Consider the following 25,064-nt stretch of genomic DNA (forward strand, 5'->3'; position numbering starts at 1 on the left):
GAAGTGGTGGTGTTTAGCTTGGCTGAAAAGCAGCGTGTCATTCAAGAATATGTTCCAGGAAAACAAGTGACAATGGCCCACATTATCCCCAACCCTCAAGGGGATATTCATGAGAGATTAGGGATTGTAACCTCAGGAGCTATTGGTATCATGACGATCACACCGAGTGAGGCAGCGATTATTGCAGCGGATGCGGCCAGTAAAGCCGGGGATATCGAACTGGGTTTTTTAGATCGTTTCACAGGATCCTTAGTGATAACCGGTGATGTCTCCAGCGTTGAGGCAGCTATCAAAGCAGCCGTCAGTACCCTTGTCAACATTTTAGGGTTCTCCTCAACTGAGGTGACAAGAAGTTAAATGGGCAGAATACTTCTAATTGGAGGCATCGGGGCCGGTAAGACCTCATTAAAGCAAATGCTTATGGATGAGCAATTGAGCTATCAAAAAACTCAGATGATTGATTTTACCCATACCTTTATTGATTGTCCCGGCGAATACCTGGAGATTCCTCGTTTTTATCACGTCTTAATCGATGCCAGCCACCAAGTCTCGGAAATCTGGGCCCTCCAGGATGCAACGAAACAGAGAACCTTCTACCCTCCCAAGTTTTCCAAGGTTTTTCGCAAGCCGATTATCGGGGTTATCACCAAAGTGGATCTGGCCAATGCCGATATTAAACAAGCCCGTACTTTTCTTCATTATGCAGGCATCGAAGAACCCTTTTACCCAACGTCAGTCATGAATGGGGAAGGAGTTGCACCTTTACGCAGGCGATTGGAGGCCTTGAATGGATCTGGCAAGGGTTAAGGACTTATGTGTTGAATACACTAACCTCACGGAAGAGGACATTAAAATCTTAGAGACCATGGCTTTGCAGATCCCCAATACTTCATTGCTGACGGAGACAGATATTTTTATAGATGCTCCTCTGAAGGACGGGAGTGATGCGGTGGTGCTGGCTTGGGCTCCTCCTGAGAAACGTTCTTTGTATAATCATAGTGTTGTCGGCGAAATGGCTTTGGCTACCAGCGAGCCGGCGGTTTACCGGACGTTAAAGACGGGAGAAACCTGTCGTAATATCCGGGGAGTGAGTCAAGAGGGGATTCCTATTGCCCAGACGGTTGTTGCTATTCGCAATCCCGCCAATGATGTAATCGGAACGTTGATCATGGAACGGGATATTTCCGAGGAATTGCGGCAAGAAGAGCAAGTGGAGTTTTTGACTCAAACTGCTGAGCGCTTAAGCAATACCCTGATGTACCTGTCCATGACGGGTTCTCAATTTGAAAATTGGGTTGGGAATGGGATTTTTGTCTTAAATAAGCACAGCAAAATCACCTACGTCAACAAAAAAGCCGCTGAAGTGTACCAGGAGTATCATGGCTTTGAGGCTTTAGGACAAGAATTTCTCTTCACCATGTTTAACTGCAGCACATTACAGGAATTGCTGGATTTGCTGGAAAATCCCACGGAGGTTTGTATTCTCAATAAAAGTTATCTTTTTGAGGCCTATCCTCTTGTAACCTATGGAGATTTAAGCGGCTGTGTTATATCCTTTAGAGATATAACAGATCTGCGCAAAAAAGAAGAGGAGCTTAATGCGAAAAGCACGATTATCAGGGAGATTCACCACCGGGTTAAAAATAATCTCCAAAACGTTGCGGCTTTGCTTCGCTTACAGATGCGGCGTTCCGATTTAGATATTGTCAAAGCGGAATTTTCGGCAAGTATTAATCGAATTATTTCCATTGCAATGGTCCATGATGTCTTTGCTTGCCAGAACTGTGATTCTGTTGATTTGAAAGACCTTTCCCAGCGTATCTTAAAGGCATTATTAGATAGTTCCATGTCCCCTGAACAAAAAATCGAGGCTCATGTCAATGGTCAAAACCTGCAGCTGCCCAGTACTAAAGCAGTTCCTCTGGCCTTGGTCATTAATGAGCTGCTGACTAACTGTTTTAAGCATGGGGTCCGGTCTTTAGAAAACGGCATTATTTTAATTGATATTATTGAGAAAAAAGGATATATTCACTTATCCGTAAAAGATAATGGCCCTGAACCTGAGGTGCCTTTTGATAAAACCAAACAACGTCGCTTGGGTTTGCAAATCGTGGATTCCCTTGTGGAAGATCAATTAGGCGGAGAGTTTAGAATGGAACGATTGAATGGTATGACAGTTGCATCAGTTAGCTTTCCAAAACATAGTTAGGAGGGACAGTTATGAGTGAACTATCCATCTTAATTGCGGATGATGAAGCGCTAATTCGTTTGGATATTAAGGAGATGCTGCTGGGGGCAGGTCATGTGGTTTGTGCCGAAGCCAATAACGGTCATAAAGCCATTGAACTGGCCAAGGCCTTGGCTCCGGACCTGGCAATTCTTGATGTCATGATGCCAGGGCTTGATGGCCTGGAAACAGCCAAAATATTACACTCCCTTAATATTCCGGTTTTATTGCTTACTGCCTATAGCCAGTCTAAATTTATTAAACGGGCGGAAAAAGTGAGTGTCTATGGATATCTGGTTAAGCCCATTACGGAACGGGATCTTTTGCCAGCGATTCAAATTGCTTACGCTCGCTGGAGAGAAATGCAGGATGTCCGCTCCAAACTGGAAACGACCCGGCAAGAACTCCACAGCCAAAAATTAATCGCCAAGGCTAAGGCTATTCTGGCAAATCGTGAAGGAATTAGCGAATATGAAGCTCATCAATGGTTGATTCATCAAGCCATGGATCAAAGAATTACCGTGGTTAAGCTGGCAGATCAAATTGTGGGCACAATTTAAAAAATTTTTTTTAAATATAATATTTTAAAGAAGGAATATTGTCTTTGATAGCGAATAGTTATCATATACGTATATACACCTATTTCGGATAAGAAGAGATATTTTTTACAAAGGAATATTTGGGCAACAGTGCCCTTTATCACATCCTGGACAATCAGGGTGTGATAAAGGGCATTTATTTTTTGAAATTTTAAGAAAGGAGATATTGGAAAATTATTCATGCCCTTGGCCTATTAATGTCATTAATTATTTTTAAGGAGGTTTTTATGTGACAACGGAGACTAAATTGGCTACCCCGGAAACAGATGCGAATTTATCCAGAGTACTAAAACCCATTCACTTGTGGGCCCTGGCAGTGGGCTTGGTTATTTCGGGAAATTATTTCGGCTGGAGTTATGGCTTTGGAGCAGGCGGTCCCTTGGGATTAGCCCTGGCGCTTATTCCAGTAACCATCTTTTATGTAACCTTTATTCTGTCATACTCGGAACTGGCGACAGCAATACCTCACGCAGGAGGTCCTTCTGCTTACGCCCGCAGAGCCCTGGGACCCTTCTGGGGATACATGAATGGTATCAGCTGCTTGATAGAATTTGTTTTTGCGCCTCCTGCTATTGCCTTAGCAGTCGGTGGATATATTAACTTTCTGATTCCTTCCATTCCAACCTTAACTGCGTCTGTAGCGGCTTTCTTATTCTTCATTTTTATTAACTATTTGGGAATGAAAACCTCGGCGACGGTGGAGTTAGTGGTAACCATTATCGCCCTGATCGGCTTAATGATTTTCTGGGCTGCAGCGGCTCCTCATTTTTCCATGGCACGTGTTATGACAGAACCCCTCCTTCCTTTTGGCATGAAAGGAGTTATGGCGGCGGTACCCTTTGCAATCTGGTTCTACTTAGCTATTGAAGGGGGAGCTATGGCTGCAGAGGAAATGGTCAATCCCCAGAAAGATATTCCTAAGGGCTTCTTAAGCGGTATGGGAACTCTTATGATCATGGGATTCCTGACCCTTTTCCTGACAGCAGGTATTGCGGACTACAACTTAGTTTCAGCAGTGGACTTCCCTCTGCCTATTGCCTTAGCTCAAGTCTTTGGAGAGAATGCTTTTATTGTTGTTTTGGTTAATATTATCGGTCTGTTTGGCCTGATTGCTTCCCTCCATGGAATCATCGTGGGTTATTCACGTCAAACCTTTGCCATGGCTCGTACCGGGTATCTGCCTAAATTCCTGGCCTATGTGGATCCCAAACGTCATACCCCGGTTTGGGCATTGTTAGTGCCGGGACTCGTCGGTTTGGGTGTTGTTCTTACCGGTCAGACAGCTATTGTTATTACCATTGCTGTTATTGGTTCTGTTGCCTTGTACATGCTCAGCTTAATCAGCCTGTTTGTCTTGCGGGCCAAAGAACCCAGCCTGAAAAGACCCTTTAGAGTATCCTATCCAATCGTTCCTGCTATCAGCTTTATTACCGGTATTTTCCTCACCGTAAGCGTCTTTATTTCCAGTGTGCCTGCCTTGAAATGGGCAGCATTGGTGTATGCCATAGCCGTTGTCTACTACTTCATTTTAGGAAATAAGAATATCAGACCCTTTGAAGAAGAATTTGGCGTACTGGATGAACTGGATGCCTAATTAACAATTACTGTAGAGATGCCTTATAAAGATTGGAGTTAAGATCATGGCAAAAGAAATGACTCTGGTCAGTGTAGGGATCGATGTCGGAACAACAACAACTCAGTTGGTTATTTCGCAGCTCACTTTGGTGAATGTCATGCCTGGCAGTCAAGTCCCTAAAGTAGAAATCAGCCACAAAAGTATTTCCTATATGGGTAAGGTTCATTTTACTCCTTTCGAAGACCGGACCCACGTCGATGGTTCGGCACTTCGCAAGATTATTGCCAAAGAATATGAGAAAGCGGGAGTAAAGCCTGAAGAAATTGATACTGGGGCTATTATTATCACTGGGGAGACCGCCAAGAAGGAGAATGCCTCGGAAATTATTCATTCTTTAGCTGATTATGCGGGAGATTTTGTCGTAGCGACGGCTGGGCCGGATCTCGAAAGTGTGATTGCTGGGAAAGGATCGGGAGCCGAGGCACTCTCCAAGCATTTACATGCTTGTATTGCCAACATCGACATCGGCGGCGGGACAACGAATATTGCCTATTTTGATCGGGGCAAGTGCATAGGGACTGCCTGTATTAACGTTGGCGGCCGCCTTTTCGAAGTGGATCCTATAACCCAAAGCTTAACCTTTGTTTCTGCCCCTGCCCGCGAACTCTTGAATTATTGCTGTTCTGAGAAGATAAAGACTTCTGAACTCAAGGAAAGAGGGATGATTCAAGATTGCTTAAAGAATATGGTGGAATGTGTGGAGCGGGTTATTTTCCAGGAACCTTTACTGGAACAAGATAAAGGTCTGATCATGACAAACTTGTTGCCTCATGTAAAGATTGACGGTGTGGTCTTTTCCGGAGGGGTGGCCAGATATATTTATCTTCCAGGTATTCATGAATGGTGGATCCATGGAGATGTGGGACCGCTGCTGGCAGAGGAATTCCGGCGAAGCAGGATTTATACCGGCCTCACCGTCCATGAAGGTTCCGAAACCATTCATGCCACCGTGCTGGGAGCGGGAGCCCATACAGTGAATGTTTCAGGATCTACGATTACGGTCAGTGAGCATACTCTCCCCCTGCGCAATATGCCGGCAGTGTACCCGGAAGCGGACGGGGAGGGAAGGTTTTCCTGGCTGAAGTCTGCCGAGAATTACACGGATTCTCTCTACCATACCCTGGCCCTGATTGTTCCGTCCTTACCTAATACGGATTTTTCGACGATTCTTTCCTTGGCAGAGATCCTGGCCCATGAATTGCCTTTAATCAAGGGAGAGCCTAAAGTGGTGATTGCCCAGCAGGATATTGCCAAAGTCCTTGGCCAAACCTTACAAAGACTTCTGCCGGCAACCCCCCTTGTTTGCTTAGATGGTATTGAGCTGGCCTTCGGAGATTTTCTGGATATCGCCAAACCATTGCCATATCAGGATGCTGTGCCCGTCATCGTAAAAACCTTAGTTTTTAACTCTTAATGGTTTCCTTAGAAGGGATGTGAAATCGTGAATCTAAAAACACGACTTTTTGGTCAAACATTTAATTTTAAAGATGTCAAAGATGTTCTGGCCAAAGCTAATGAAATTAAGTCCGGTGATATTCTGGCCGGCATAGCGGCTGCTGACGCTGCCGAACGTATCGCAGCGAAACGGGTATTATCCGAGCTGACTCTGGAGGATTTGCGGAATAATCCGGTTATCCCTTTAGAGATAGATGAGGTATCCCGGATTATTGATGAGGATGTTAATGAACCTATCTACCATACGATTAAGAACTGGAGCGTTGCAGAGTTTCGGGAGTTCATCATGAGAACGGAAACGACAGGGTCTGTTCTCCAGAGGATCAGCCGGGGTCTTACCTCGGAGATGGTTGCTGCCGTTGCTAAACTTATGAGCAACCTGGATTTAATCCTAGGTGCCGCCAAAATTCAAAACCTGGCTCACTGCAATACAACTGTCGGCGCAGCAGGCTGCCTGGCTTCCCGGCTTCAGCCTAATCATCCCACAGATGGGGTTGACGGTATTTTGGCCAGCCTTAGGGAAGGTTTATCCTATGGTGTGGGCGACGCAGTGATAGGTCTTAATCCTGTTGACGATTCCGTGCCGGCTACCATACGCAGTTTGGAAACTCTTTATAACTTTGTTGAAGAATGGAATGTTCCCACTCAGATTTGTGTTCTGGCACACATTACTACCCAAATGAAGGCTCTGAGAAAAGGTGCTCCTGTTCACTTATTATTCCAATCCATTGCCGGTTCCCAAGTGGGCAATGAAGCTTTTGGAGTCAGCAAAGAAATTCTCGACGAAGCCTATGCCCTGGGCTTAAAAGAAGGACGTGCCACAGGCCCTAATATTATGTATTTCGAAACAGGACAAGGATCGGAACTCTCCTCCGAAGCCCACCATGGAGCAGACCAAGTGACCTTGGAGGCCCGTTGTTACGGCTTGGCTCGTCACTATAAGCCCTTCTTGGTGAATACCGTTGTAGGATTTATTGGCCCGGAATATCTTTACGATACTCGTCAGGTGACCAGAGCGGGTTTGGAAGATCATTTTATGGGTAAACTGACAGGCTTGCCTATGGGTGTGGATGCTTGTTATACCAACCACATGAAGGCTGACCAAAACGATATTGAAAACTTGGCAACCCTTCTTACGGCAGCAGGCTGTACCTACTTCATGGGAATTCCCATGGGGGATGATGTGATGCTGAATTACCAGTGCACCAGTTATCATGATATAGCGGCATTGAGAGAATTGTTCAGACTGCGGCCGCTTCCTGAGTTTGAAGCCTGGGCAGAATCAATGGGAATCCTGACAAAGGGCAAACTTACGGCCCGTGCAGGGGATGCAACGATATTCACAAGGTAAGGGGGGGAAGAATATGAGCAGTTTAGAAGACAGTGTTCGTTTGATCGTTGAAGAATTGCTGAAAGGAATGGAGAAGGAGAAGCAGCAAAGTGCAAGTGCTTCTTCCCCGGCTGTCAGTTCGGCAAGCGTTGACGATCAGCCAATGACAGATTTAGCAGAAATCGATTTACAGCGTTATTTGCAAGTACCGGATCCCGTTAGTAAAGACCTTTATGAAGAAATGAAACTGGCCACCCCGGCCCGGATCGGAGTTTGGAGAAGCGGGCCCCGTCCGCTGACAGAAACCCTGCTCCGTTTTCGCGCGGATCATGCTGTGGCTCAGGATTCGGTTATGGGGGAGGTTCCGGAAGAATTTCCCGCCAAGTATAACATGGTTTCTGTCACAACACCTTGCCAGTCCAAGGATGAGTATCTGACCCGACCGGATCTGGGCCGCAAGCTTGATGCTGATAGTTTAGAAAAAATCCGGAAAGAATGCAGCCCGGGGGCTATGGTGCAAATCATTGTTTCCGACGGACTTTCCAGCAAAGCGGTGGAAGCCAATATTCCTAATCTGCTCCCCGCCTTAACTCAAGGGCTGGAAGGAATGGGAGTAAAGCTGGGAACCTCCATCTTTGTCCGCAATGGCCGGGTTGCTGTGATGGACATGATTGGCGAAGAGCTGAAACCTGAAGTGGCAGTGATTCTCATCGGTGAACGTCCGGGCTTGGGAACCGCTGAAAGCATGAGCGCTTACATTGGCTATAATCCCAGACTGGGCATGGTAGAAAGTGAAAGAACCGTGATCAGTAATATTCATAAGGGCGGAACTCCGGCGGCTGAAGCCGGTGCCCATCTGGCCAGCCTGATTAAAAAAATCCTGGATGCCAAGGCATCAGGTGTTAATCTGGAGTAAGACAACGAGGAGTATAAGGGTTGTGTTCCTGACAAAAACCATGTATGGTTAAAATCAGGTTGTCCTTATATAATAAGTAGTAATAAGTAGTAAAATGTCGGTTACCATCCTTAGAATGATTGACTGAAAGGAGAGAATACAATGGCCATCAGAGAAGATCTCGTAGCCCTGGGAATGGTTGAAACCCGCGGAATCGTGGGAGCTATTGAAGCGGCAGATGCCATGGTCAAGGCAGCCAATGTTACCTTAATCGGGAAAGTAAAAGTCGGAGGTGCTTTAGTAACGGTTATGGTCCGGGGGGATGTGGGGGCTGTCAAAGCCTCTGTGGATGCCGGAGCCGCTGCTGCAGAGCGGGTTGGAGAACTTGTCAGCTGTCATGTTATTCCCCGTCCTCATCCGGAACTGGAAGCCATTTTGCCTAAATTGCCTGTATTCGAAGAAAAACCGAAATCGAAAAACGTTGAAAATAAATAAATCGTCGGAACTAGAATAACTATCCGGCAGGAATAGGGAGGGTAACTATGATCGAGCCCCTTAAACCAAAAGTCTTAGCAGTTCGTTTGATTCCCAACGTTGCCCCGGATTTTGCTGAACAGCTGGGTCTTACCGGCTACCAGCGCTCTATTGGCATGATTACCGCCGATATTGACGATTCCACCTATGTTGCTTTAGACGAAGCAACAAAAAAAGCGGAAGTTGAAGTTGTCTATGCGAAAAGCTTCTATTGCGGAGCCGCCCGTGCTTCCGGTCCTCTCTCAGGAGAGATCATCGGTATCCTGGCAGGCCCCAACCCGGCGGAAGTCCGGGCCGGCGTGGATGCCTGCATCGAGCACTTGGAAAATGAATGCTGGTTCTACACTTGTGACGGAGGAAAAACCGCCTTTTTCCCTCATACCGTTTCCCGGACAGGCAGCTATCTTTCCAAAATTGCCGGTATTGAAGAAGGAGAAGCCCTTTCTTACCTTATTGCACCCCCCATTGAGGCCATGTTTGGCTTAGATGCAGCTCTGAAAGCTGCCGAAGTCAGCATGAAAACCTTTTATGGACCGCCATCAGAAACAAACTTTGGCGGCGGACTCTTAACCGGCTCGCAAAGTGCCTGCAAATCAGCCTGCGAAGCTTTCCAAAGAGCAGTCATTGACGTTTGTGAAAATGCCTTGAAATTCTAGCAACAGGGAGGTGGCCTTCGATATGGAACTGGACAGAGATTTGTGTTCCTTACAAGAGGCCCGGAATTTAGTACGAGCTGCCCGCAAAGCCCAGGAAGCTCTTAAAGAGTTGACTCAGGAGCAAGTGGACAAAATTATTGACATGATGCGTGAAGCAGGGGAAGCCAATGCAGCACGATTAGCGATGATGGCAGTATCAGAAACCGGCATGGGAAACTATGAAGATAAATGCTTTAAAAACTACTTTGCATCCCGAACTTTATATGATTTTATCAAGCCTATGAAAACCGTAGGAATTATTCGCGAAGATCATGAACAAAAAATCTGGGAAATCGCTGAACCGGTTGGGGTTATCGCCGGGATCGTTCCCACTACCAACCCAACTTCCACCGTGATTTATAAATCCATGATTGCCCTTAAGTCCCGCAATGCCATCGTTTTTTCCCCTCATCCCAGCGCTGTGCGCTGTACCAGTGAAGCTGCGAAAATCATGCATCAGGCCGCAGTGGCTGCCGGTGCCCCGGAAGGCGTCATCGGCTGCATCCTCAATGTCTCCATGGGAGCTACCAACGAACTCATGAAACACCCTGATGTAGCCATGATTCTGGCCACAGGGGGCAGTGCCCTGGTTAAAGCGGCTTACAGCAGCGGCAAACCGGCCTTAGGGGTGGGCCCGGGCAATGTCCCGGCCTTTGTGGAACGAAGTGCCGATCTGGCCCAAGCCGCAGAATATATTGTTATGGGAAAAACCTTTGACAATGGCACGATTTGTGCTTCTGAGCAAGCGATTGTCGCTGAAGAATGCATTGCTGATGAGCTTATCGGTCATCTCAAGCGATTTGGAGCCCATTTTCTTGATCCGGAGGAAGTGCAGAAAGTATCCAAAGTTGTTATGCTGCCTAATGGCGGGGTTAATCCAAAGGTTGTGGGCAAAGATCCTAAATTTGTGGCCCAGCTGGCGGGAATCAGCATTCCTGAACGGACACGCTGCCTGATAGCTCCCTTAAGCGGTGTGGGTCCCCAGTGGCCTCTCTCCTACGAAAAGCTCACCACAGTCCTGGGCTTCTATCGGGTTGCCGACTGGCATGAAGGCTGCGAACGCTGTTTTCAGCTCTTGGAAGCCGGAGGGGTAGGACATAGCCTTTCTATGCACTGCAACAATCAGGAAGTGATCCGGGAATTTGCCCTGAAAAAACCCGTCAACCGGCTGCTTATCAATACCCCGGCAGCTATGGGCGGCGTTGGTGCCACCACCGGTCTGGCTCCTTCATTTACTTTGGGCTGCGGGACTTGGGCAGGATCAAGTGTTTCCGAGAATGTCACGCCATTGCACCTGCTTAATATTAAAAGGGTTGCCTGGCACCAGGGTATACCGGAGCGCAAGCCTGCCGAGCCAATGAACATTACCAACCCGGCAAGCTCCGCAAACCCAACACCTCAAGTTGATGCCCAGCTTGTTCAAGACATCATTCTGCAAGTTATGCAGCATCTGAACGGGATGAAAGGTTAACGTTATTAAGCAATTAAATAGATAGTTCATCTATAGAACCGCGAACATCGAATAACGAACCATGAATTAGGGAGGGAACAAAATGGCACAGGATCGAAGAGTTATCGCTCTTGGAATGATAGAAACCAAAGGATTAATCCCAGCCATCGAAGCAGCTGACCAAATGTTAAAAGCAGCAAATGTTGAACTGTGCGGGAAAGAACATGTTTCCGGCGGACTGGTTTCAGTCATGGTCCGGGGGGACGTTGGGGCCGTCAAAGCAGCTGTTGATGCTGGCGCGGCTGCAGCTCAGCGCGTGGGAGCCCTGCTCAGCGTTCACGTAATTCCCCGCCCCCATCAGGATGTGGAGTACATTCTGCCTGTCGGTGACAACAAAAGTTACGGAGATAAATAATGTTCCGACATCTGTAATGAGGTGAGGACTTGATCGTCACAGAATATGAACTGAGGGCTAATTGGCACAAGAAGAAGGAAAAACTCCTTGTTTTGCCTCCCGGCAGTGTCATTACCCCCTCAGCTATGGATTTTATTCGTTCTAAAGGAATTGATGTCCAAATCGAAGGCAACGGTCGCCAGGACATCCACAAAAAGACGTTTTCCAGCGCGGCCCAAAGCGGGGAGAGAGTTCAGCAGCCTTGGGCGGCAAATGCCGCCCCAGCAGAACCGACCCAAGCAGAGCCCGTTAAGGCTGAACCAGCTCAGGCAGAGCCAACGCAGTTAAAGCCAGCTGAGACAGAGTCAGCCAAGCCTGCCTCTGGGAAACCCGAACACATGACCCATTTACGGGCGGGAGATTTAGTTACTAAAACTCATCCTGTGATAGCCTACCGGGGGCAGTTGGACCTTTTCCAATGCGAACTCGTTGAAGCCCAGTGCTTCTTTCTGCAAGAGGGAGAAGAGGAGCTCATCCGACACTTAGATGAAGTCGCTGCCCTTTGCCGGCAGCTCATGGTGAGTGAGGTAAAACAAGAGCCCTTTCAATGGACAACATTGTTTGGGCTTACTCCTGAAGAACTGCGGGAAAGATCCCATCATCCCCAAAAGTACTTCGGCATTGATCATACTCCCCTCAGCTATACTCATGGCCCCATCGTCGCTAAGCTGCATAAATTGCGGTCGAAATCCCGGGAGGTGGAGCTCTATGCCAATCGAGCTTTCACAGATGCCAATGGGGAATGCAGCCGAACAGACCTGATCCAAGCCTTGAACCGGTTATCCAGTGCCTTCTATATCTTGGCTTGCCAGGTACGCAGCCGAAAAGCTCAGGAGCTCGAGGAAAAACGAGTTCCTGTAGGTATTTCTAACCGGCATATCCACCTCTCCCAGGCTGATTTAGAAGCCCTTTTTGGGAAAGGCTATACCTTAACCAGTCAAAAGGACCTGTCTCAGCCGGGACAGTTTGCTGCTCAGGAAACTGTGGCCCTGGTGGGCCCTAAAGGACGGCTGGATAAGGTCCGGGTCTTGGGACCGGTAAGAAAAAAGACACAAGCAGAGATCAGTGTTACGGACTGTTTTTCTCTGGGAATTAAACCGGTGGTCCGGGACTCAGGACAACTGGATGGAACACCGGGTCTGCAGGTGGTCGGTCCTCAGGGAAGCGTGGATTTAGAGGTCGGGGCCATCGTGGCCAGCCGGCATATTCATCTCCATACGGAGGACGCCAAAGCCTGGTCCTTAAAGGATGGGGACAGAGTCAGGGTAAGAGTTGACAGCGGCCGTCCCATTGTCTATGAAGATGTTTTAATCCGTGTCAGTGACCAATATCGCAAAGAGATGCACCTGGACCTGGATGAGGCCAATGCGGCCCTCGTCGGACCCACCTGCCGGGGCTTACTCATGGGGGTATGACATGAATCAAGAACTGATTAATCAAATAGTCCAGCGCATTTTGTCGGATCCCGCTTTGCTGGGATTGCTGCAAAAGGCAGGATCTGAAACAAGTCAGCCGGTGGTTAAATCCGAAGCCTTGGTTCTTTTGAACTATGTCCCGGATTTTCCCCGGGTTTTAAGTGCAGTGCAGCAGCGGTGGGGAGAAAGCTTCTCGCTTAGAGTTTTGCCTAGCGATCAAGTGTATATGGCTAAACCGGAACTGCCTGAGGGCATGAGCTGGATCACAGTGGAAGAGGCTATGGCTAAGGCCGACTGGCCGAAAATCATCCTGCCGGCTTGCTCCGCCAACACTTTAGCTAAAGCTGCCTTGGGCATTCGCGACAACCCTATCTGTGAAATGATTGGGAGAGGAATCAGCCGGGGATGCTCCATAGAATTGATAACGGAGTATTTGGGGCTCACCGATCAAACGCCCCCGGCTTACAGGGAACTGTATGAAGGGTATATTCAGAAGCTGCAAGCCTACGGAGTGACGGCCTGGGGAAACTTGGCCGGCGGTCAATCCAGTCAAAGCAGTCAACCTACTCCCCAGCCTTCTGCAGCAGGGGAGTCCCGGCAGCAGCTCTTTGACTCAGAGAGTGTTTCTCCGAGAAACGAGGTTTACTACACCAAGAAATTCCTGGGGGATAAACAAGCCTATGGCTTCCCGGAAGGAGCCACGGTCTATGTCAGACCAGAGACGGTTATCTCCCCTCTGGCCCGGGATACCTTAAGAATGCGCCGCGTTGAGCTGTGCATGGAGAAGGAGGCAGGACGATGATTCTGGCTCGCGTTATCGGCCATGTCTGGTCAACCCGTAAAGAAGAATCTCTCCGGGGTTTGAAATTTCTCGTCGTCCAGCCGGTAACCCTCTCCTATCTGGAGGACGGAACCCCCAAGCTGGAGGAAACCGGGAATTCCCTCATCGCAGCGGACCAAATCGGAGCCGGGGAAGATGAGATCGTTATGGTCGCCAGCGGTTCCTCAGCCCGGCAGGGATTAGCCAACAACAGCGTTCCCATCGATGCCACCATCGTGGGGATTATCGATAAAGAAACCTTTGAAGCGTAAAGCTTAAGTGGGTGAAAAATAAATGAATATGCAAATGAAAGAGATCAGCGGCAAGGTATTGGAAGCCGGAGTAGTCGGGGCCGGGGGAGCGGGATTTCCCACCCATGTCAAGTTGTCTGCCCAGGCAGAGATCGTCATTGTCAACGGGGCAGAATGTGAGCCCTTGCTGAAAACCGACCAGCAATTGGCGGCCCGCTACCCGGACCTTCTGGTTAAAGGCCTGACCCTGGCCATGGCCTCAACAGGAGCCCAAAAAGGGATCATCGCCTTAAAAGCCAAATATAAGGAAGCCATTGCCGCCTTAGAACCCTATATCCGGAACACAGAGGGAATTGAAATTGCCATTATGCCCGATATCTATCCGGCGGGAGACGAAGTGATGACCATTTGGTTAACCACCGGCAGACGGGTGCCCCCTGGAGGAATCCCCATCAACATCGGCGTAGTGGTGAACAACGTCCAAACCCTCATCAATGTAGCCAAAGCCCAGGAAGGGATCTCCGTCACCACCCGGACTCTCACCGTCACAGGAGCCGTTAAGAAGCCCATCACCGTCACCGTACCCATCGGCACCCCTCTGAGGGAGGTCCTGGATCTGGCCGGAGGGGAAGAAGCGGACCTGGCCTATATCAACGGAGGCCCCATGATGGGCAAACTCATCAGCGACCTGTCCGACACAGTAACCAAGACCACGGGAGGGCTGATCGGACTGCCCAGGGACCACATGCTCATCCAGCGCAAGGAAAGCAGCGTGGAAGGAATCCTGCGCATCGCCAAAACCGTCTGTGAACAGTGCAGCTTCTGTACGGATCTCTGTCCCAGGCACATGATCGGCCACGAACTATCTCCTCATCTCTTAATCCGAGCGGTTAATTATAAAAATCTGGCCGAGCTGTCCTTACTTGCCACGGCCCTGACCTGTTCAGAATGCGGAGTATGTGAAGCCTATGCCTGCCCGGTGGGAATATCCCCCCTGAGAGTGAATGTAGCTTTAAAAGCAGAGCTGAGGTCCCAGGGGATCAAATACCAGGGAGAACTGGGCAAAGCGGACCCCATGGCCCAACACCGCTTAATCCCATCCTCACGCTTAATGGACCGCTTAAGACTGCGTTCCTTTTATAAAGACGCCCCCTTAGCCGGGGAAGTGTATGAAGGGAAGGAAGTCCGGATCAAGCTGCAGCAGCATATAGGAGCACCGGCAGCGGCGGTAGTCAAAGAGGGGGATGTTGTGGAAGCGGGACAACGGATCGGAGAAATCCCGTCAGGAGCCCTGGGAGCGAACATCCACGCCAGCATCTCTGGAACGGTAACCCAAGTAACACCTCAAGCCATAACCATACGGAAAGGTGGTGCAGCCCGGTGATCCATGCTATAGGACTGATTGAGAGCAACAGTATCGCCCAAGGAATTGAATGCGCCGATATCATGAGCAAAACCGCGGATGTGACCATTTTGGTGGCTAAAACCATCTGCCCGGGGAAATATATGGTCATGGTCAGCGGAGATGTATCCGGAGTCCAGCAATCCGTCAATGCCGGAGTGGAGTTAGGAGCAGAGACCATCGTGGATTCCTTTGTGATCCCTAATGTACACCCCTCTATCCTGCCGGCCATCGGCAGGGCCAACACCTTAAAGGACATCAAAGCCTTAGGAATTATAGAGACTTATAGTGTAGCCTCCTTAATCGAAGCGGCGGATGCAGCGGTGAAAGCAGGGGATGTAGAGCCCATGCTGCTGCACCTGGCCTTTGGCATCGGAGGCAAAAGCTACACCCTTTTGACGGGAGAAGTAGCCTCGGTGAAAGCCGCCGTGGAAGAAGGCAGTGCTTTGGCCAGTGAAAAGGGGCTGCTCATCCGCAAGGTGGTTATTCCCAGGCCGGCTAAGCAGCTTGTTGAGAGTTTGGTTTAGAGCCACCTCGCCAAACCACGGAAATCAGAGAGTGATCCCGGGTCGGGCGGCTTCGCCCACATCCGTTAACCCAGCATTCCGAGGCTCGCCCACTCGCGGCTGCGGGAGCTGCACCAAACCTCCGGGTAATACCTGATGTGAACCAGGTTTCGCAATCCCCGCAGCCGCTTAGTGGGCTTAACAGCCTCTCCATGCAATGGGTTCACTCCTGTGGGTCGAAGCCGCCCTGGCTTACGGGTCCACGAGCATCGAACCACGAATATCGAATATCGAACCACGAAATAGGAGGTGTATTATGGGACGATTTATCTCGGCAGCGGTTTTAAGAGAGTTGGCTAAGGTAGATAAGAACGTTGTTTTAGAAGAGGATAGTGTCCTGACTCCCTCAGCTAAAGACCTGGCTAAGGAATTAGGGATTACTATCTGCAGGGGCCGGGAAGAAATTGTTGGCTGTAAAATTGTCGGTCAAGCCGTGGAACAAAGGGCAGGGCATCAGTCCGGCGGGCAACAGGTCAGTGTAATGTCGGGAACGGCTGCAGAGGATGACAGTAAATCTGGAGATCTTAAGAAAGTTGTCAAAACAATTTTGGATCAGGTTCTTAAACCTGCCTGTGCGAACCCTATTCCTGTCCATGTTAAAGGTGAAACAGTAGTAGTTCAGCCCTTTTTGGAAGCACCTCCGGGACAAAAAGTCGGGCTGGTGGATGTAATTGACTCACGGGTAGGGAATCTGGCTTCGGGTTTTATGACCTTTGATCATTCCCAGCTGCCTTGGTTCCTGAACTATGATGAAGTGGACTATGTTATTGAAGGGGATTTTGTTCTCGAAGTAGCGGGGCAGACCTTCCGTGCTAAAGCGGGAGATGTGGTATATATTCCGAAAGGGAGTCAAGTGGTCTTTTCGTCACCGAACTTCTGTAAGGTGTTTTACTGTACGTACCCGGCTAACTGGGCGGACTTCTGCGATTAGGACCAAATAAAATGGAGTTCACAGTTGTGATCAAACTCCTATGATGGACAGTGCAGCTCAAATTGGTCACTGGTGACCAATTTGACATGTACCCAGGTCGTCCTCCTGTTGGGGTTACCAGGGGAGGAGCGGGAAGAGTTTCTGGCTCAAAACGATGTGGCCTGTATGACGAAACAAGGGTTGCAGCAGGTACGGAAAGAAAGGGACCAGGCCAAGCAGGGTTGTAACAGAGGAAAACGGCTGACCAAGCAGATTGGTCAGCCGTTTTAAACGATGCATGAAGTAATTATGAATAAGATAGATGTTATATAGTTAGAGTGGCTGAGGTGTGTCGGTGGATATGTTCCCGTGAACGGTGCACATTGTCACTATTAAAAGAACATACCATTCTTAAACCAGCTCATACCAAGGCTTTCACTCAGCCTTGATATAGCACTATCAACGTCTCAACAATGGTAAAATATAATTAGTCAGATCGTTTTATTTGAACGGTCTGGCTTTTTATTGTTCTTAAACTATTTTCATTATCTCAGGAAGGAGAATGCGGAAATATGTGGAATATTTAGAAGAATGGTACAAACTTCGATCTTCCCTTATTGCACAGCAACATGTATTTTGGAGAAAAATTAAAACAGCGCAGAGAAGAAAAGAACTGACACAGGAAGATGTGTCGACGTTCTTTGGCGTTGACTTCAGTAGACAGCCTGCGTTTTATAAGTGAGGCAAATAATTATAAGGCAGAGGCTATTGGAAAGCACTTTCTTGATGTGTGCCGAAAGTTTGCCCAAAGGAGAACTATCAATGAAACTTTTTATTATCGGGAACGGGTTTGATATTGGGCATGGCCTTCCAACAGGATATTGGGACTTTAGGACATTTCTCTATTTAGCGCACCCAGAGTTTTTACAGTCTTTTGAGGAGCACTATGATATTTATCCGGGAATGAGCGATAAGGAAAAGAAAAAAACACTATGGAGTCGTTTTGAAAGCAACCTTGCCAATATTGATGAAGATATCATAATTGATATTGGCACAAGCATCGAACTCGATTTAGAGTCTGGCGATGTTGGGATTGAAGATACTTTATATAGCTACTTTACAGACGAGTATCAGTATATCGAAAAATTGGCGGTATACCTGAAACAATGGGTTAGATCAATACGAATCCGCGACTGCCTTCCGCGCACCTCATTAATAGATAAGAGCAACAGAGACCTATTCTTGACATTCAACTATACTGCCGTACTTGAAAATGTATATGGAATTGCACCCGGTAATATAATACATATTCACGGGTCATTGCGAGACTACACACTTGACCCAGTCCTCGGTCACGGGAACGAAGAACGCTTACAAAAAATAAGAGATAGGATAACTGAAGCCGAAAAAGTATTTGATGAAAAAGTATGTAGTATATGCCGGGTTGTTAATGACTACTATGATAGGACATTTAAAGACACGAATAAATATTCAGTGTATTTATCTTGCATTGCAGAAAAAGACATATCCGATATCACTGTAATAGGTCATTCTCTTGATGGAATCGATATGCCATATTTCACTTTGATTGATTCATATACAGGCAAAAAGCGGATGTGGACTGTATACTGCTACGCGATGGAAGAAGCGCCAGCAAAGAGGCAAAGCTTGATTGATGCCGGTGTAGATGCAAATCGAATTGTAACAATAAGCGCCAATGATTTTTATGATCTGAAAGATGATGAATATGCAAGGCGTTGTGCATTTAAACTCAAGCATGGCTTCTAATGAAAAACGCCTCACCACTGGTATCAAACCGGTAGTGAGTCGTTCTTGTATTATTCATGACCCTATGGAATAAACACTCCTTTTTGATGTTTATTCCATAGGGTCCTTTTTAGGTGAAACCGCTCTTTTCTTTTCCAATATAATCATTTAAAGGTCAGAATCTGGCTGGGGTCTACATCAAGAGCTTTCGCTATTCTGTATAGGGCAATCATCGATATCCCATAAGCAGAGGTGCTTTCAAGATGGCTAATCGTAGTATCACTAAGGCCTGTGCTTTCAGCAAGTTCACTCTGACTTATACCCCGCTGTTTCCGAAGGAATTGAATTTTAAACCCTATATTTTTTAGAAACTGCTGTTCTTCTTTTGAGTACGATGAGTTGCTGCTTTTAGGGGGCATTTAGATTCCTCCATCACTTAGATAACAGTTCAATATAAGTTTAACTAAAATGCGATTGCAATAGAATGCGATATAAAGGTATAATGTTGTTGTAATACTACAACTAAATTAACGTTTTTTGCTTTTCATTGGAGTATAATTAAAAATCGCCGTTATCTACTTTAAGCTCCTGTACTTAATTAATTGAAATTGAGAAAGGTGATATTCTTGCTGAATATTAGCATATGTGATGATGGGGCGCTCCAGCGGGCGTTAGTGGTTCTTTTAATTCATGAGTATGAAAGCAAATTTGGAGTTAAATTTAATCTTTATCAATTTAGCAGCGGGGAGGAACTTCTGGAGAAATTCAACGAAGACAGAAATCTTTTTGACCTTTATTTTCTTGATAACCGGATGAAAAAAATAACCGGTCTTGAGATCGCATCATATATAAGGCAGCGCAATAAGGACTGTTATATCGTTTTTATAACAGCCTCTGGCCCGCAAGATGATTTTAAAGTTGTGTCACCCCTTCGAGTATTGATTAAACCGGCGCAGCAAGAAGACATTACTAAAATCCTGGACAAGGTATTGGAGGGAAGGATTGGCCGCAGTCCCATCAGATAACCAAAATTCTCTGATGGATGAGGGCGGTTTAAATTGGTCACTGGTGAGGTTTTCTCATAACCTTTATTACATCATTCCTGTTTGAATCCAGGGTTACAATAGTAGCTTTAGATGGGTTTTGATCTGGAGTGGGTGGGGTGTAATTCGGGTTCTGAGGAAAACCTTCCCGCATAAAGTGGACTATGTCATCGAAGGGGATTTTGTTCTCGAAGTAGCGGGGCAGACCTTCCGGGCTAAAGCGGGAGATGTGGTATATATTCCGAAAGGGAGTCAAGTGGTCTTTTCGTCACCTAACTTTTGTAAAGTCTTTTACTACACATACCCGGCTAACTGGGCGGACTTTTGCGATTAAGACCAAATAAAAAGGAGTTTACAGTTGTGTCACCGATTTGAGTATTCTTAAAGCGGCATAGCAAGAAGACATTACCTAATCTGGACTTGGTATTGGAGAGAAGGATTGGCTACAGTAACAGCAGATAAATTACTCCATTTATGGGGGACTCAGAACCAGACTGAGTCCCCTGCTTTGTTTATAAATTTAAGGATCTACTGCCCGTAGGCATATTCTGCAGTAGTCCTGCGTCTGTTACATCACCAGGGGTGACATGCACGTCGGTTATGATACCATACTGGATGTCCGAGCTTTGATGGCATAGATAGTGAAAGCCCTGCGGGCTTGGGGTTTACTCCTAAATATAAACATGCCGCAGCCAATTGCGGGAACTGTGGTAATAATGACGGCGTAACTTGCCGTGTGGGAAAGGAATTGGACGAGTTGTATGAGGAGAGTCGGCGGTTTAAGGTCTGGGATAGGATGATGATGAATAGAGGGTATTAATAAAATAAGCAGCCGGTTTAAGGCTGCCTTTGAATTAATTATTTTTCACTTGTTTGAATTCCTAAATGTTCTTTCAAGGCGTCTTGAAGAATAGCTGAGAAATTTACATTTTGAGCTTCTGCCTCTTCGTTGAGCCAAGAAGGAATTGATAATGTTTTCTTTACGGCCTTTGAATTCTTATGCCGGCGGTAGGCTGTCATATCAATATCTATCATTGTTGAGAATTGTCCGTCCTCTAAAGAGATATCCTTTGCCTTTGATGGAGTCGGGATGACCGCTTTTTCGTCCATGAGATAATCTAACCATGTTGCTAAGGCGTCACGTGCCATATAGATGGCATTGGCCAGATTGCTACCTTGACTATTAGTTCCGGGCAAATCGGGAAATCGTATAGCATATCCATTTTCGACGGGTGTAAATATCGCAGGAAAAACGTAAACCATGGCCGCTGCCTCCTTTATTATTTTTGTTTTATCTGAAGCTCCTTGATGGAGACTTATTACAGCCCTGCATCTTTTAGGATTTGCTTTGCTGTCACTTCGTTAATTTCTCGATGTCTTGGGACTTGAACAGCTCTCGTATTAGGGGCTTTGTAAATGGTGTGGTCTCCATGGTCCCTTACTTTACTGAAGCCATTTGATTCAAGTTTTTTAATCAAGTCCCGTCGTTTCATTTGCTTCACCTACCTTTTGATATGATTATACTACGTGTTTTACGTAATACCAATAGGAATTATACTTAATTTATGTATTTGAGAAATAGGTTGCATGCCGAGCTTCTCGAACACACTTTTTATCTGCGTTTTTACTCGGCGGAACTTGTCGTTCAGCGAAGGTACCTGGAACCAATATATGATACCCATTAGCCTGTTCCGCCGAATACGCTTTGTCTTATCCGGATGGTAAACGGTCCAATTGATTTTTTAAAACTAACTAACCAATGCTTGCATTTTAAAAATAACTTGATAAAATATAAATATTAAAAATGTAATTTTAGAAAGGCACACATTTTATATGATAAGATTAGAGGGTGTGGTCGAGCTCGTGAGTGGCTCCCCGCAATTTAGGATTAAAGAAGTGTTTGATGATAAAGCGCCACTTTACACCTATTATGGACAATCAGATATTGAAGAAGATTTGGTTGGCATGGATTCTAATCGTAGTGACAGCAAACAAGTGCGAACCTTTGACAAGGTAAATACCCTTAGTCAAGGTGATGTGGTTTTTAGTTTGATATCAGGAAAATCCACTCTGGTTGGTGAGAATCATCAGGGGTATCTATACACACAAAACTACGTCAAGCTAGTACCTGACGAAAAGGTTGATGCGAAATATCTTGTTTACATACTTAATGAAGATCAATCCATTAAGAAACAGGTTCAAATGGGCTTGCAGGGTTCTCAAGTCCTAAAATACACGCTGAAACAGGTGAAAGAATTTCTATTGCCGGATTTGCCGGCAATAGAAACACAGCGACTGATCGGTGAACTTTATTTCAACCAATTGCGGCTAAAAGCCTTAAGAAATAGAGCGGCAAACTCAGAAACCATCATCGTATTGGAAAAGCTTAGGGAGGCGAGCAGGAAATGAAGGAGAAGGAATTTGAAACAGAACTCATTCAATACCTTACCAGTGGCACAATAACCAAACCGGAGCATCTGGCAGGTATCCGTGAATTTGTTGCCAAAGAAACACAGGTTGATTATGTAGTGAAAACCAAACTGTGGAAATATGAACCCCATATTAAAACAACAGCACAACTCTGGGATAACTTTAAGGCGATCTTAGAACAACACAATCAAAACACCCTGGACCATCCTTTAAGTGTTGTGGAATTTAATCAAGTTAAGAAAATCATCTCGGACCTTCGGACACCATACGAAGCGGGGCAGTTCCTGTATGGCTTAAATGGTGTGTCCCAAATCGAGATTGATTTAGATGACGGACGTCATGTATTTCTGACTGTTTTTGATCAAAAACAAGTAGGGGCCGGGGATACGGTTTATCAAGTGGTCAATCAAATTTATCGACCCGCGGTTATCACTGGAAAACAAAAGTGCTATTTTGACACGACGCTCTTGATTAACGGTCTGCCCATTATTCAGATTGAAGAAAAACGTGACACCAGGGATGTCAATGAAGCCCTCAATCAAATGCAGCAATATGCTGATGAAAATCAGTATCGTGATATTTTCTCGACGCTGCAGATTTTGGTGGCCATCACGCCAAACAATGTGAAGTATATGGCGAATACGACGCCGGATAAATTCAATAAGGACTTCGCCTTTAACTGGCAGCGCAAGAGTGACAATACCATTGTGCGTCACTGGAAGGAATTTGCGGATTCAATGCTTTCCATCCCCATGGCCCATCAAATGGCCACCAACTACATGATTTTGGACGGAACAAAGAATAAACAAATGTTAAAGGTGATGCGTCCTTATCAAGTGTATGCGACCCAAAACGTTATCGAAAGTTTAAAAGGTGTCGATTTTGAATTTGGTATAAATAAAGTTGGTTATATCTGGCACACAACCGGCTCAGGAAAAACCATTACAAGTTTTAAAACTGCATGGCTGGCCAGCCGTATGCCCAAAGTGGACAAGGTTGTCTTTGTGGTGGATAGAATCGCTTTAACCAAGCAAACCAATGAAAATTACAAAGCCTATGATCCTGATGCCACAGAAGACACCTTAGGCAGCGTTCAAAACACAAACAATACGACTGATTTGAGCCGTAAGCTCAAAAGTAAAGACAATCATATTATTGTGACTTCCGTGCAAAAATTGGATACATTGGTGAAACGTAAAACCTTTAAAGCCCCGGATAAGAATATCGTATTTATCGTGGATGAAGCTCACCGGTCAACTGGCGGCGACTCATTTAAGGCAATTCAAAAAGCTTTTAAAAAATCCGCTTGGGTTGGCTATACCGGAACACCCATGTTTGATGAAACAACCACCGGGCTGCGCACAGAAGATATTTTTGGTCCGTTATTACACGCTTATACCATTCGTGAAGCCATTGCTGACCGCAACGTTTTGGGTTTCAAAGTCGACTTTGAGACAACGATTGACGAAAAACAAATGAAAGAAAAATATCTCCCTGGGTTTTACCGGGAGCGCCATCCTAAATGGAGCGAAGAGCAAATTCAAGAGAAAATTAACCATCTCTCTCAAGAGGATATGGATGATGCGATCGAACCCAGTTTCTATGATGAAAATCCGCATCACGTCAAACTGGTAGTGGAAGACATTTTCAAAAATTGGCGTAATCGTTCTAATGAAAGCAAGTATAATGCTTTGTTGACAACTCACGTAGGCGGGGGTAAGGTAAGTACGCTCATGGCGATGCTGTATTTTCACGAGTTTCAGCGTGTCAACGAAGAAAATAAGCAGAAGGGCGGGCAGACTTTAAAAGTCGCCGTTACCTTCAGTCAAAATACATCAAATAATGATAGCATGCTTGCCGCAAATCAAGGTTTGCATGATGCCATGAAAGCGTATAATGCTGAATTTGGCACAGCTTTTGGGATGGACGATGTTTCAGGCTACACCCAAGACGTGACTTCACGCTTAAATAAATCGGCTGCTGACGGAAAATTTCTGGATTTGGTTATCGTGGTGGACCAACTATTGACCGGTTTTGATGCGCCTGAACTGAACAGCCTTTATGTGGATAGAACCCTGAAAGGTGCCGGGTTAATTCAAGCTTATTCCAGAACGAACCGTATTGCCGACATGCAAGAGAAACCATGGGGACGTGTGGTTAATTACCGCTGGCCGGCGCAAAACGAGAAGTTGATGAATAAAGCCCTTGCTGTTTATGCCAATAAAGACTCAGCCATTTTGTCTGAAGATGAACAGCGCGAGTCTAATCAAAAAGACGGTATTATTGCTAAACCGTTTGCAGATGTATTTAACGAAGTGAAAGAAGTAGTTGGGAAATTAAGCAGCTTGACAACTAAATTTCAGCAGTTGCCACCCTCTGAAAAACAAAAGGACCATATGCTTGAGCTGCTCCGTGAATATAACAGAGGAATGGCAAAATTAAAGCAATATAAACCCGATGAAATTGAGGGTGAAAACGTCGGATTTAACTATGACAATCCAGATGAACTAGTAGAAAAGTTAGGGATGACTTCAGAGCAGGAAGTCATGTTGACAACCGTCTTAACCAATGAACTTAAGTCACATATTGTCAAAGAGAAGAAAATCCCTCTTTACCAAATCGAACTGCGGATGACCCATGTGAAGGATGTTAAAGTAGACTATGATTATCTTACGGAGCTGGTGGAACAATTATTGAACCAGGTTCACGAAGGCAAAAACGAAAACGCTAAAGTAACCCAAGAGAAAATCAACCAATTTGCCAATGGGCTGGATGACCGCAACTATGCCACTAAGATTATCAATGCGGCTGTGGCCATTGTTAAAGGGTACTTCCCGCCTGCAGATTCCGGCTTCAAGTATCCTGCGCGACTAAGTGACAGTGAACAAATCATCCAACAGGCGAATAATGTTAGCCTGGATCGAATGTTTCTTGATTTCCGGGTGAAGTGGGGAATTACGGATATTATCACAAGTGCGGGGATGCGTGAGCTGTTCAGCCGTCATCGCTGCGGCCTGCAGGATTTGGATGATACCGGGCAAATCCGCGACATCATCGCTCAAGCAAGTTCGGACTATAAGACACTTGCCCATGCTAAAGAAATACAGGCATTACCTAAAATGAAATACCGGAACGGTTTGCGTGAAGCAATTTACCAATTAGCGGATGAATTGGCGGAAAGTTAA

Annotated in this window: 27 protein-coding genes and 1 pseudogene; 24 read left to right on the forward strand and 4 right to left on the reverse strand. The window is 46.3% G+C overall.

The genetic code is table 11. The features are described 5' to 3' along the window. The first annotated feature begins 18 nt into the window (after positions 1 to 18). The 17 genes from eutS to DESOR_RS09390 all read left to right on the forward strand — a co-directional run bounded on the left by eutS (position 19) and on the right by DESOR_RS09390 (position 15,690). Entirely contained in the window at positions 19 to 357 is a 339-nt protein-coding gene (eutS, locus tag DESOR_RS09300; RefSeq protein ID WP_014184342.1) for an ethanolamine utilization microcompartment protein EutS, read from the forward strand. Then, on the forward strand, positions 358 to 807 hold the full coding sequence (locus tag DESOR_RS09305; protein WP_014184343.1) for a EutP/PduV family microcompartment system protein: 450 nt from the start codon (positions 358 to 360) through the stop codon (positions 805 to 807). Further along, positions 788 to 2,209: a sensor histidine kinase gene (locus DESOR_RS09310; protein WP_014184344.1), complete on the forward strand. Its 1,422-nt coding sequence runs from the start codon at positions 788 to 790 to the stop codon at positions 2,207 to 2,209. Before DESOR_RS09305 ends, DESOR_RS09310 begins: the two co-directional genes overlap by 20 nt. 11 nt (positions 2,210 to 2,220) lie before the next feature. Next, on the forward strand, positions 2,221 to 2,787 hold the full coding sequence (locus DESOR_RS09315) for an ANTAR domain-containing response regulator (RefSeq protein ID WP_014184345.1): 567 nt from the start codon (positions 2,221 to 2,223) through the stop codon (positions 2,785 to 2,787). 268 nt (positions 2,788 to 3,055) lie between these two features. Further along, the gene (eat, locus tag DESOR_RS09325) at positions 3,056 to 4,420 is read left to right on the forward strand and encodes an ethanolamine permease (protein WP_014184347.1); all 1,365 of its coding nucleotides are present in this window, start codon (positions 3,056 to 3,058) and stop codon (positions 4,418 to 4,420) included. 46 nt (positions 4,421 to 4,466) lie between these two features. Next, positions 4,467 to 5,876 carry an ethanolamine ammonia-lyase reactivating factor EutA gene (locus DESOR_RS09330; protein ID WP_014184348.1) on the forward strand — a complete coding sequence of 470 codons (1,410 nt, stop codon included), beginning with the start codon at positions 4,467 to 4,469 and terminating at the stop codon, positions 5,874 to 5,876. A gap of 27 nt (positions 5,877 to 5,903) precedes the next feature. Beyond that, positions 5,904 to 7,268 (forward strand): ethanolamine ammonia-lyase subunit EutB, encoded by a 1,365-nt coding sequence (locus DESOR_RS09335; RefSeq protein ID WP_014184349.1) that lies wholly within the window; start codon positions 5,904 to 5,906, stop codon positions 7,266 to 7,268. 13 nt (positions 7,269 to 7,281) lie between these two features. Next, positions 7,282 to 8,163 carry an ethanolamine ammonia-lyase subunit EutC gene (gene eutC / locus DESOR_RS09340; RefSeq protein ID WP_014184350.1) on the forward strand — a complete coding sequence of 294 codons (882 nt, stop codon included), beginning with the start codon at positions 7,282 to 7,284 and terminating at the stop codon, positions 8,161 to 8,163. Positions 8,164 to 8,304: 141 nt separating this feature from the next. Further along, positions 8,305 to 8,637: a BMC domain-containing protein gene (locus DESOR_RS09345; protein WP_014184351.1), complete on the forward strand. Its 333-nt coding sequence runs from the start codon at positions 8,305 to 8,307 to the stop codon at positions 8,635 to 8,637. 47 nt (positions 8,638 to 8,684) lie between these two features. Further along, complete coding sequence (gene eutL, locus DESOR_RS09350; RefSeq protein WP_014184352.1) at positions 8,685 to 9,332, forward strand: ethanolamine utilization microcompartment protein EutL; 648 nt, start codon at positions 8,685 to 8,687, stop codon at positions 9,330 to 9,332. A 22-nt stretch (positions 9,333 to 9,354) separates the two neighbouring features. After that, on the forward strand, positions 9,355 to 10,842 hold the full coding sequence (locus tag DESOR_RS09355; RefSeq protein ID WP_014184353.1) for an acetaldehyde dehydrogenase (acetylating): 1,488 nt from the start codon (positions 9,355 to 9,357) through the stop codon (positions 10,840 to 10,842). A gap of 82 nt (positions 10,843 to 10,924) precedes the next feature. Then, a complete protein-coding gene (locus DESOR_RS09360) occupies positions 10,925 to 11,236 on the forward strand; it encodes a BMC domain-containing protein (RefSeq protein ID WP_014184354.1) in 312 nt (103 codons plus the stop codon). 29 nt (positions 11,237 to 11,265) lie between these two features. Continuing rightward, positions 11,266 to 12,690 carry a phosphate propanoyltransferase gene (pduL, locus tag DESOR_RS27880; RefSeq protein ID WP_014184355.1) on the forward strand — a complete coding sequence of 475 codons (1,425 nt, stop codon included), beginning with the start codon at positions 11,266 to 11,268 and terminating at the stop codon, positions 12,688 to 12,690. A 1-nt stretch (position 12,691) separates the two neighbouring features. Next, the gene (locus DESOR_RS09375; protein WP_042331016.1) at positions 12,692 to 13,492 is read left to right on the forward strand and encodes an HFCD family protein; all 801 of its coding nucleotides are present in this window, start codon (positions 12,692 to 12,694) and stop codon (positions 13,490 to 13,492) included. After that, the gene (locus tag DESOR_RS09380) at positions 13,489 to 13,782 is read left to right on the forward strand and encodes a EutN/CcmL family microcompartment protein (RefSeq protein ID WP_014184357.1); all 294 of its coding nucleotides are present in this window, start codon (positions 13,489 to 13,491) and stop codon (positions 13,780 to 13,782) included. Before DESOR_RS09375 ends, DESOR_RS09380 begins: the two co-directional genes overlap by 4 nt. A gap of 22 nt (positions 13,783 to 13,804) precedes the next feature. Continuing rightward, complete coding sequence (locus DESOR_RS09385) at positions 13,805 to 15,145, forward strand: 4Fe-4S dicluster domain-containing protein (RefSeq protein ID WP_014184358.1); 1,341 nt, start codon at positions 13,805 to 13,807, stop codon at positions 15,143 to 15,145. Then, positions 15,142 to 15,690, forward strand: a complete 549-nt coding sequence (locus tag DESOR_RS09390; protein ID WP_014184359.1) for a BMC domain-containing protein — start codon at positions 15,142 to 15,144, stop codon at positions 15,688 to 15,690. Before DESOR_RS09385 ends, DESOR_RS09390 begins: the two co-directional genes overlap by 4 nt. Here DESOR_RS09390 and DESOR_RS28760 read toward each other — a convergent pair. Beyond that, the gene (locus tag DESOR_RS28760; protein ID WP_148265251.1) at positions 15,662 to 15,883 is read right to left on the reverse strand and encodes a hypothetical protein; all 222 of its coding nucleotides are present in this window, start codon (positions 15,881 to 15,883) and stop codon (positions 15,662 to 15,664) included. The two genes, DESOR_RS09390 and DESOR_RS28760, sit on opposite strands and share 29 nt — an antisense overlap. A gap of 102 nt (positions 15,884 to 15,985) precedes the next feature. Here DESOR_RS28760 and DESOR_RS09395 point away from each other — a divergent pair, with 102 nt between their 5' ends. The 3 genes and pseudogenes from DESOR_RS09395 (at position 15,986) to DESOR_RS09410 (ending at position 18,427) form a co-directional block, all read left to right on the forward strand. Then, complete coding sequence (locus DESOR_RS09395; protein ID WP_014184360.1) at positions 15,986 to 16,660, forward strand: cupin domain-containing protein; 675 nt, start codon at positions 15,986 to 15,988, stop codon at positions 16,658 to 16,660. A gap of 60 nt (positions 16,661 to 16,720) precedes the next feature. Then, positions 16,721 to 16,930 (forward strand): annotated as a pseudogene (locus DESOR_RS09400) (DUF3102 domain-containing protein); the annotation flags it as partial. A gap of 531 nt (positions 16,931 to 17,461) precedes the next feature. Then, positions 17,462 to 18,427 carry a bacteriophage abortive infection AbiH family protein gene (locus tag DESOR_RS09410; RefSeq protein ID WP_014184362.1) on the forward strand — a complete coding sequence of 322 codons (966 nt, stop codon included), beginning with the start codon at positions 17,462 to 17,464 and terminating at the stop codon, positions 18,425 to 18,427. 143 nt (positions 18,428 to 18,570) lie between these two features. On the opposite strand, the gene DESOR_RS09415 is transcribed toward DESOR_RS09410, so the two are convergent. Further along, positions 18,571 to 18,825 carry a helix-turn-helix domain-containing protein gene (locus tag DESOR_RS09415; RefSeq protein ID WP_014184363.1) on the reverse strand — a complete coding sequence of 85 codons (255 nt, stop codon included), beginning with the start codon at positions 18,823 to 18,825 and terminating at the stop codon, positions 18,571 to 18,573. A gap of 207 nt (positions 18,826 to 19,032) precedes the next feature. Between DESOR_RS09415 and DESOR_RS09420 the strand changes: the two genes are divergently transcribed. Next, positions 19,033 to 19,431: a LytR/AlgR family response regulator transcription factor gene (locus tag DESOR_RS09420; RefSeq protein ID WP_014184364.1), complete on the forward strand. Its 399-nt coding sequence runs from the start codon at positions 19,033 to 19,035 to the stop codon at positions 19,429 to 19,431. Positions 19,432 to 19,606: 175 nt separating this feature from the next. Continuing rightward, complete coding sequence (locus tag DESOR_RS27885) at positions 19,607 to 19,783, forward strand: cupin domain-containing protein (protein ID WP_242832481.1); 177 nt, start codon at positions 19,607 to 19,609, stop codon at positions 19,781 to 19,783. A gap of 524 nt (positions 19,784 to 20,307) precedes the next feature. On the opposite strand, the gene DESOR_RS09425 is transcribed toward DESOR_RS27885, so the two are convergent. Together DESOR_RS09425 and DESOR_RS27890 are read right to left on the reverse strand one after the other, a co-directional pair. Further along, positions 20,308 to 20,712, reverse strand: coding sequence for a type II toxin-antitoxin system HicB family antitoxin (locus DESOR_RS09425; protein WP_014184365.1), 405 nt, complete (start codon positions 20,710 to 20,712; stop codon positions 20,308 to 20,310). Between the two features lie 56 nt (positions 20,713 to 20,768). Beyond that, positions 20,769 to 20,942 carry a type II toxin-antitoxin system HicA family toxin gene (locus DESOR_RS27890; RefSeq protein ID WP_014184366.1) on the reverse strand — a complete coding sequence of 58 codons (174 nt, stop codon included), beginning with the start codon at positions 20,940 to 20,942 and terminating at the stop codon, positions 20,769 to 20,771. A 340-nt stretch (positions 20,943 to 21,282) separates the two neighbouring features. Here DESOR_RS27890 and DESOR_RS09430 point away from each other — a divergent pair, with 340 nt between their 5' ends. Both DESOR_RS09430 and DESOR_RS09435 read left to right on the forward strand, forming a co-directional pair. Then, positions 21,283 to 21,858 (forward strand): restriction endonuclease subunit S domain-containing protein, encoded by a 576-nt coding sequence (locus tag DESOR_RS09430; protein WP_014184367.1) that lies wholly within the window; start codon positions 21,283 to 21,285, stop codon positions 21,856 to 21,858. After that, positions 21,855 to 25,064, forward strand: coding sequence for a type I restriction endonuclease subunit R (locus tag DESOR_RS09435; RefSeq protein ID WP_014184368.1), 3,210 nt, complete (start codon positions 21,855 to 21,857; stop codon positions 25,062 to 25,064). Before DESOR_RS09430 ends, DESOR_RS09435 begins: the two co-directional genes overlap by 4 nt.

This window comes from Desulfosporosinus orientis DSM 765 (assembly GCF_000235605.1).
Taxonomy (GTDB): Bacteria; Bacillota; Desulfitobacteriia; order Desulfitobacteriales; family Desulfitobacteriaceae; genus Desulfosporosinus; species Desulfosporosinus orientis.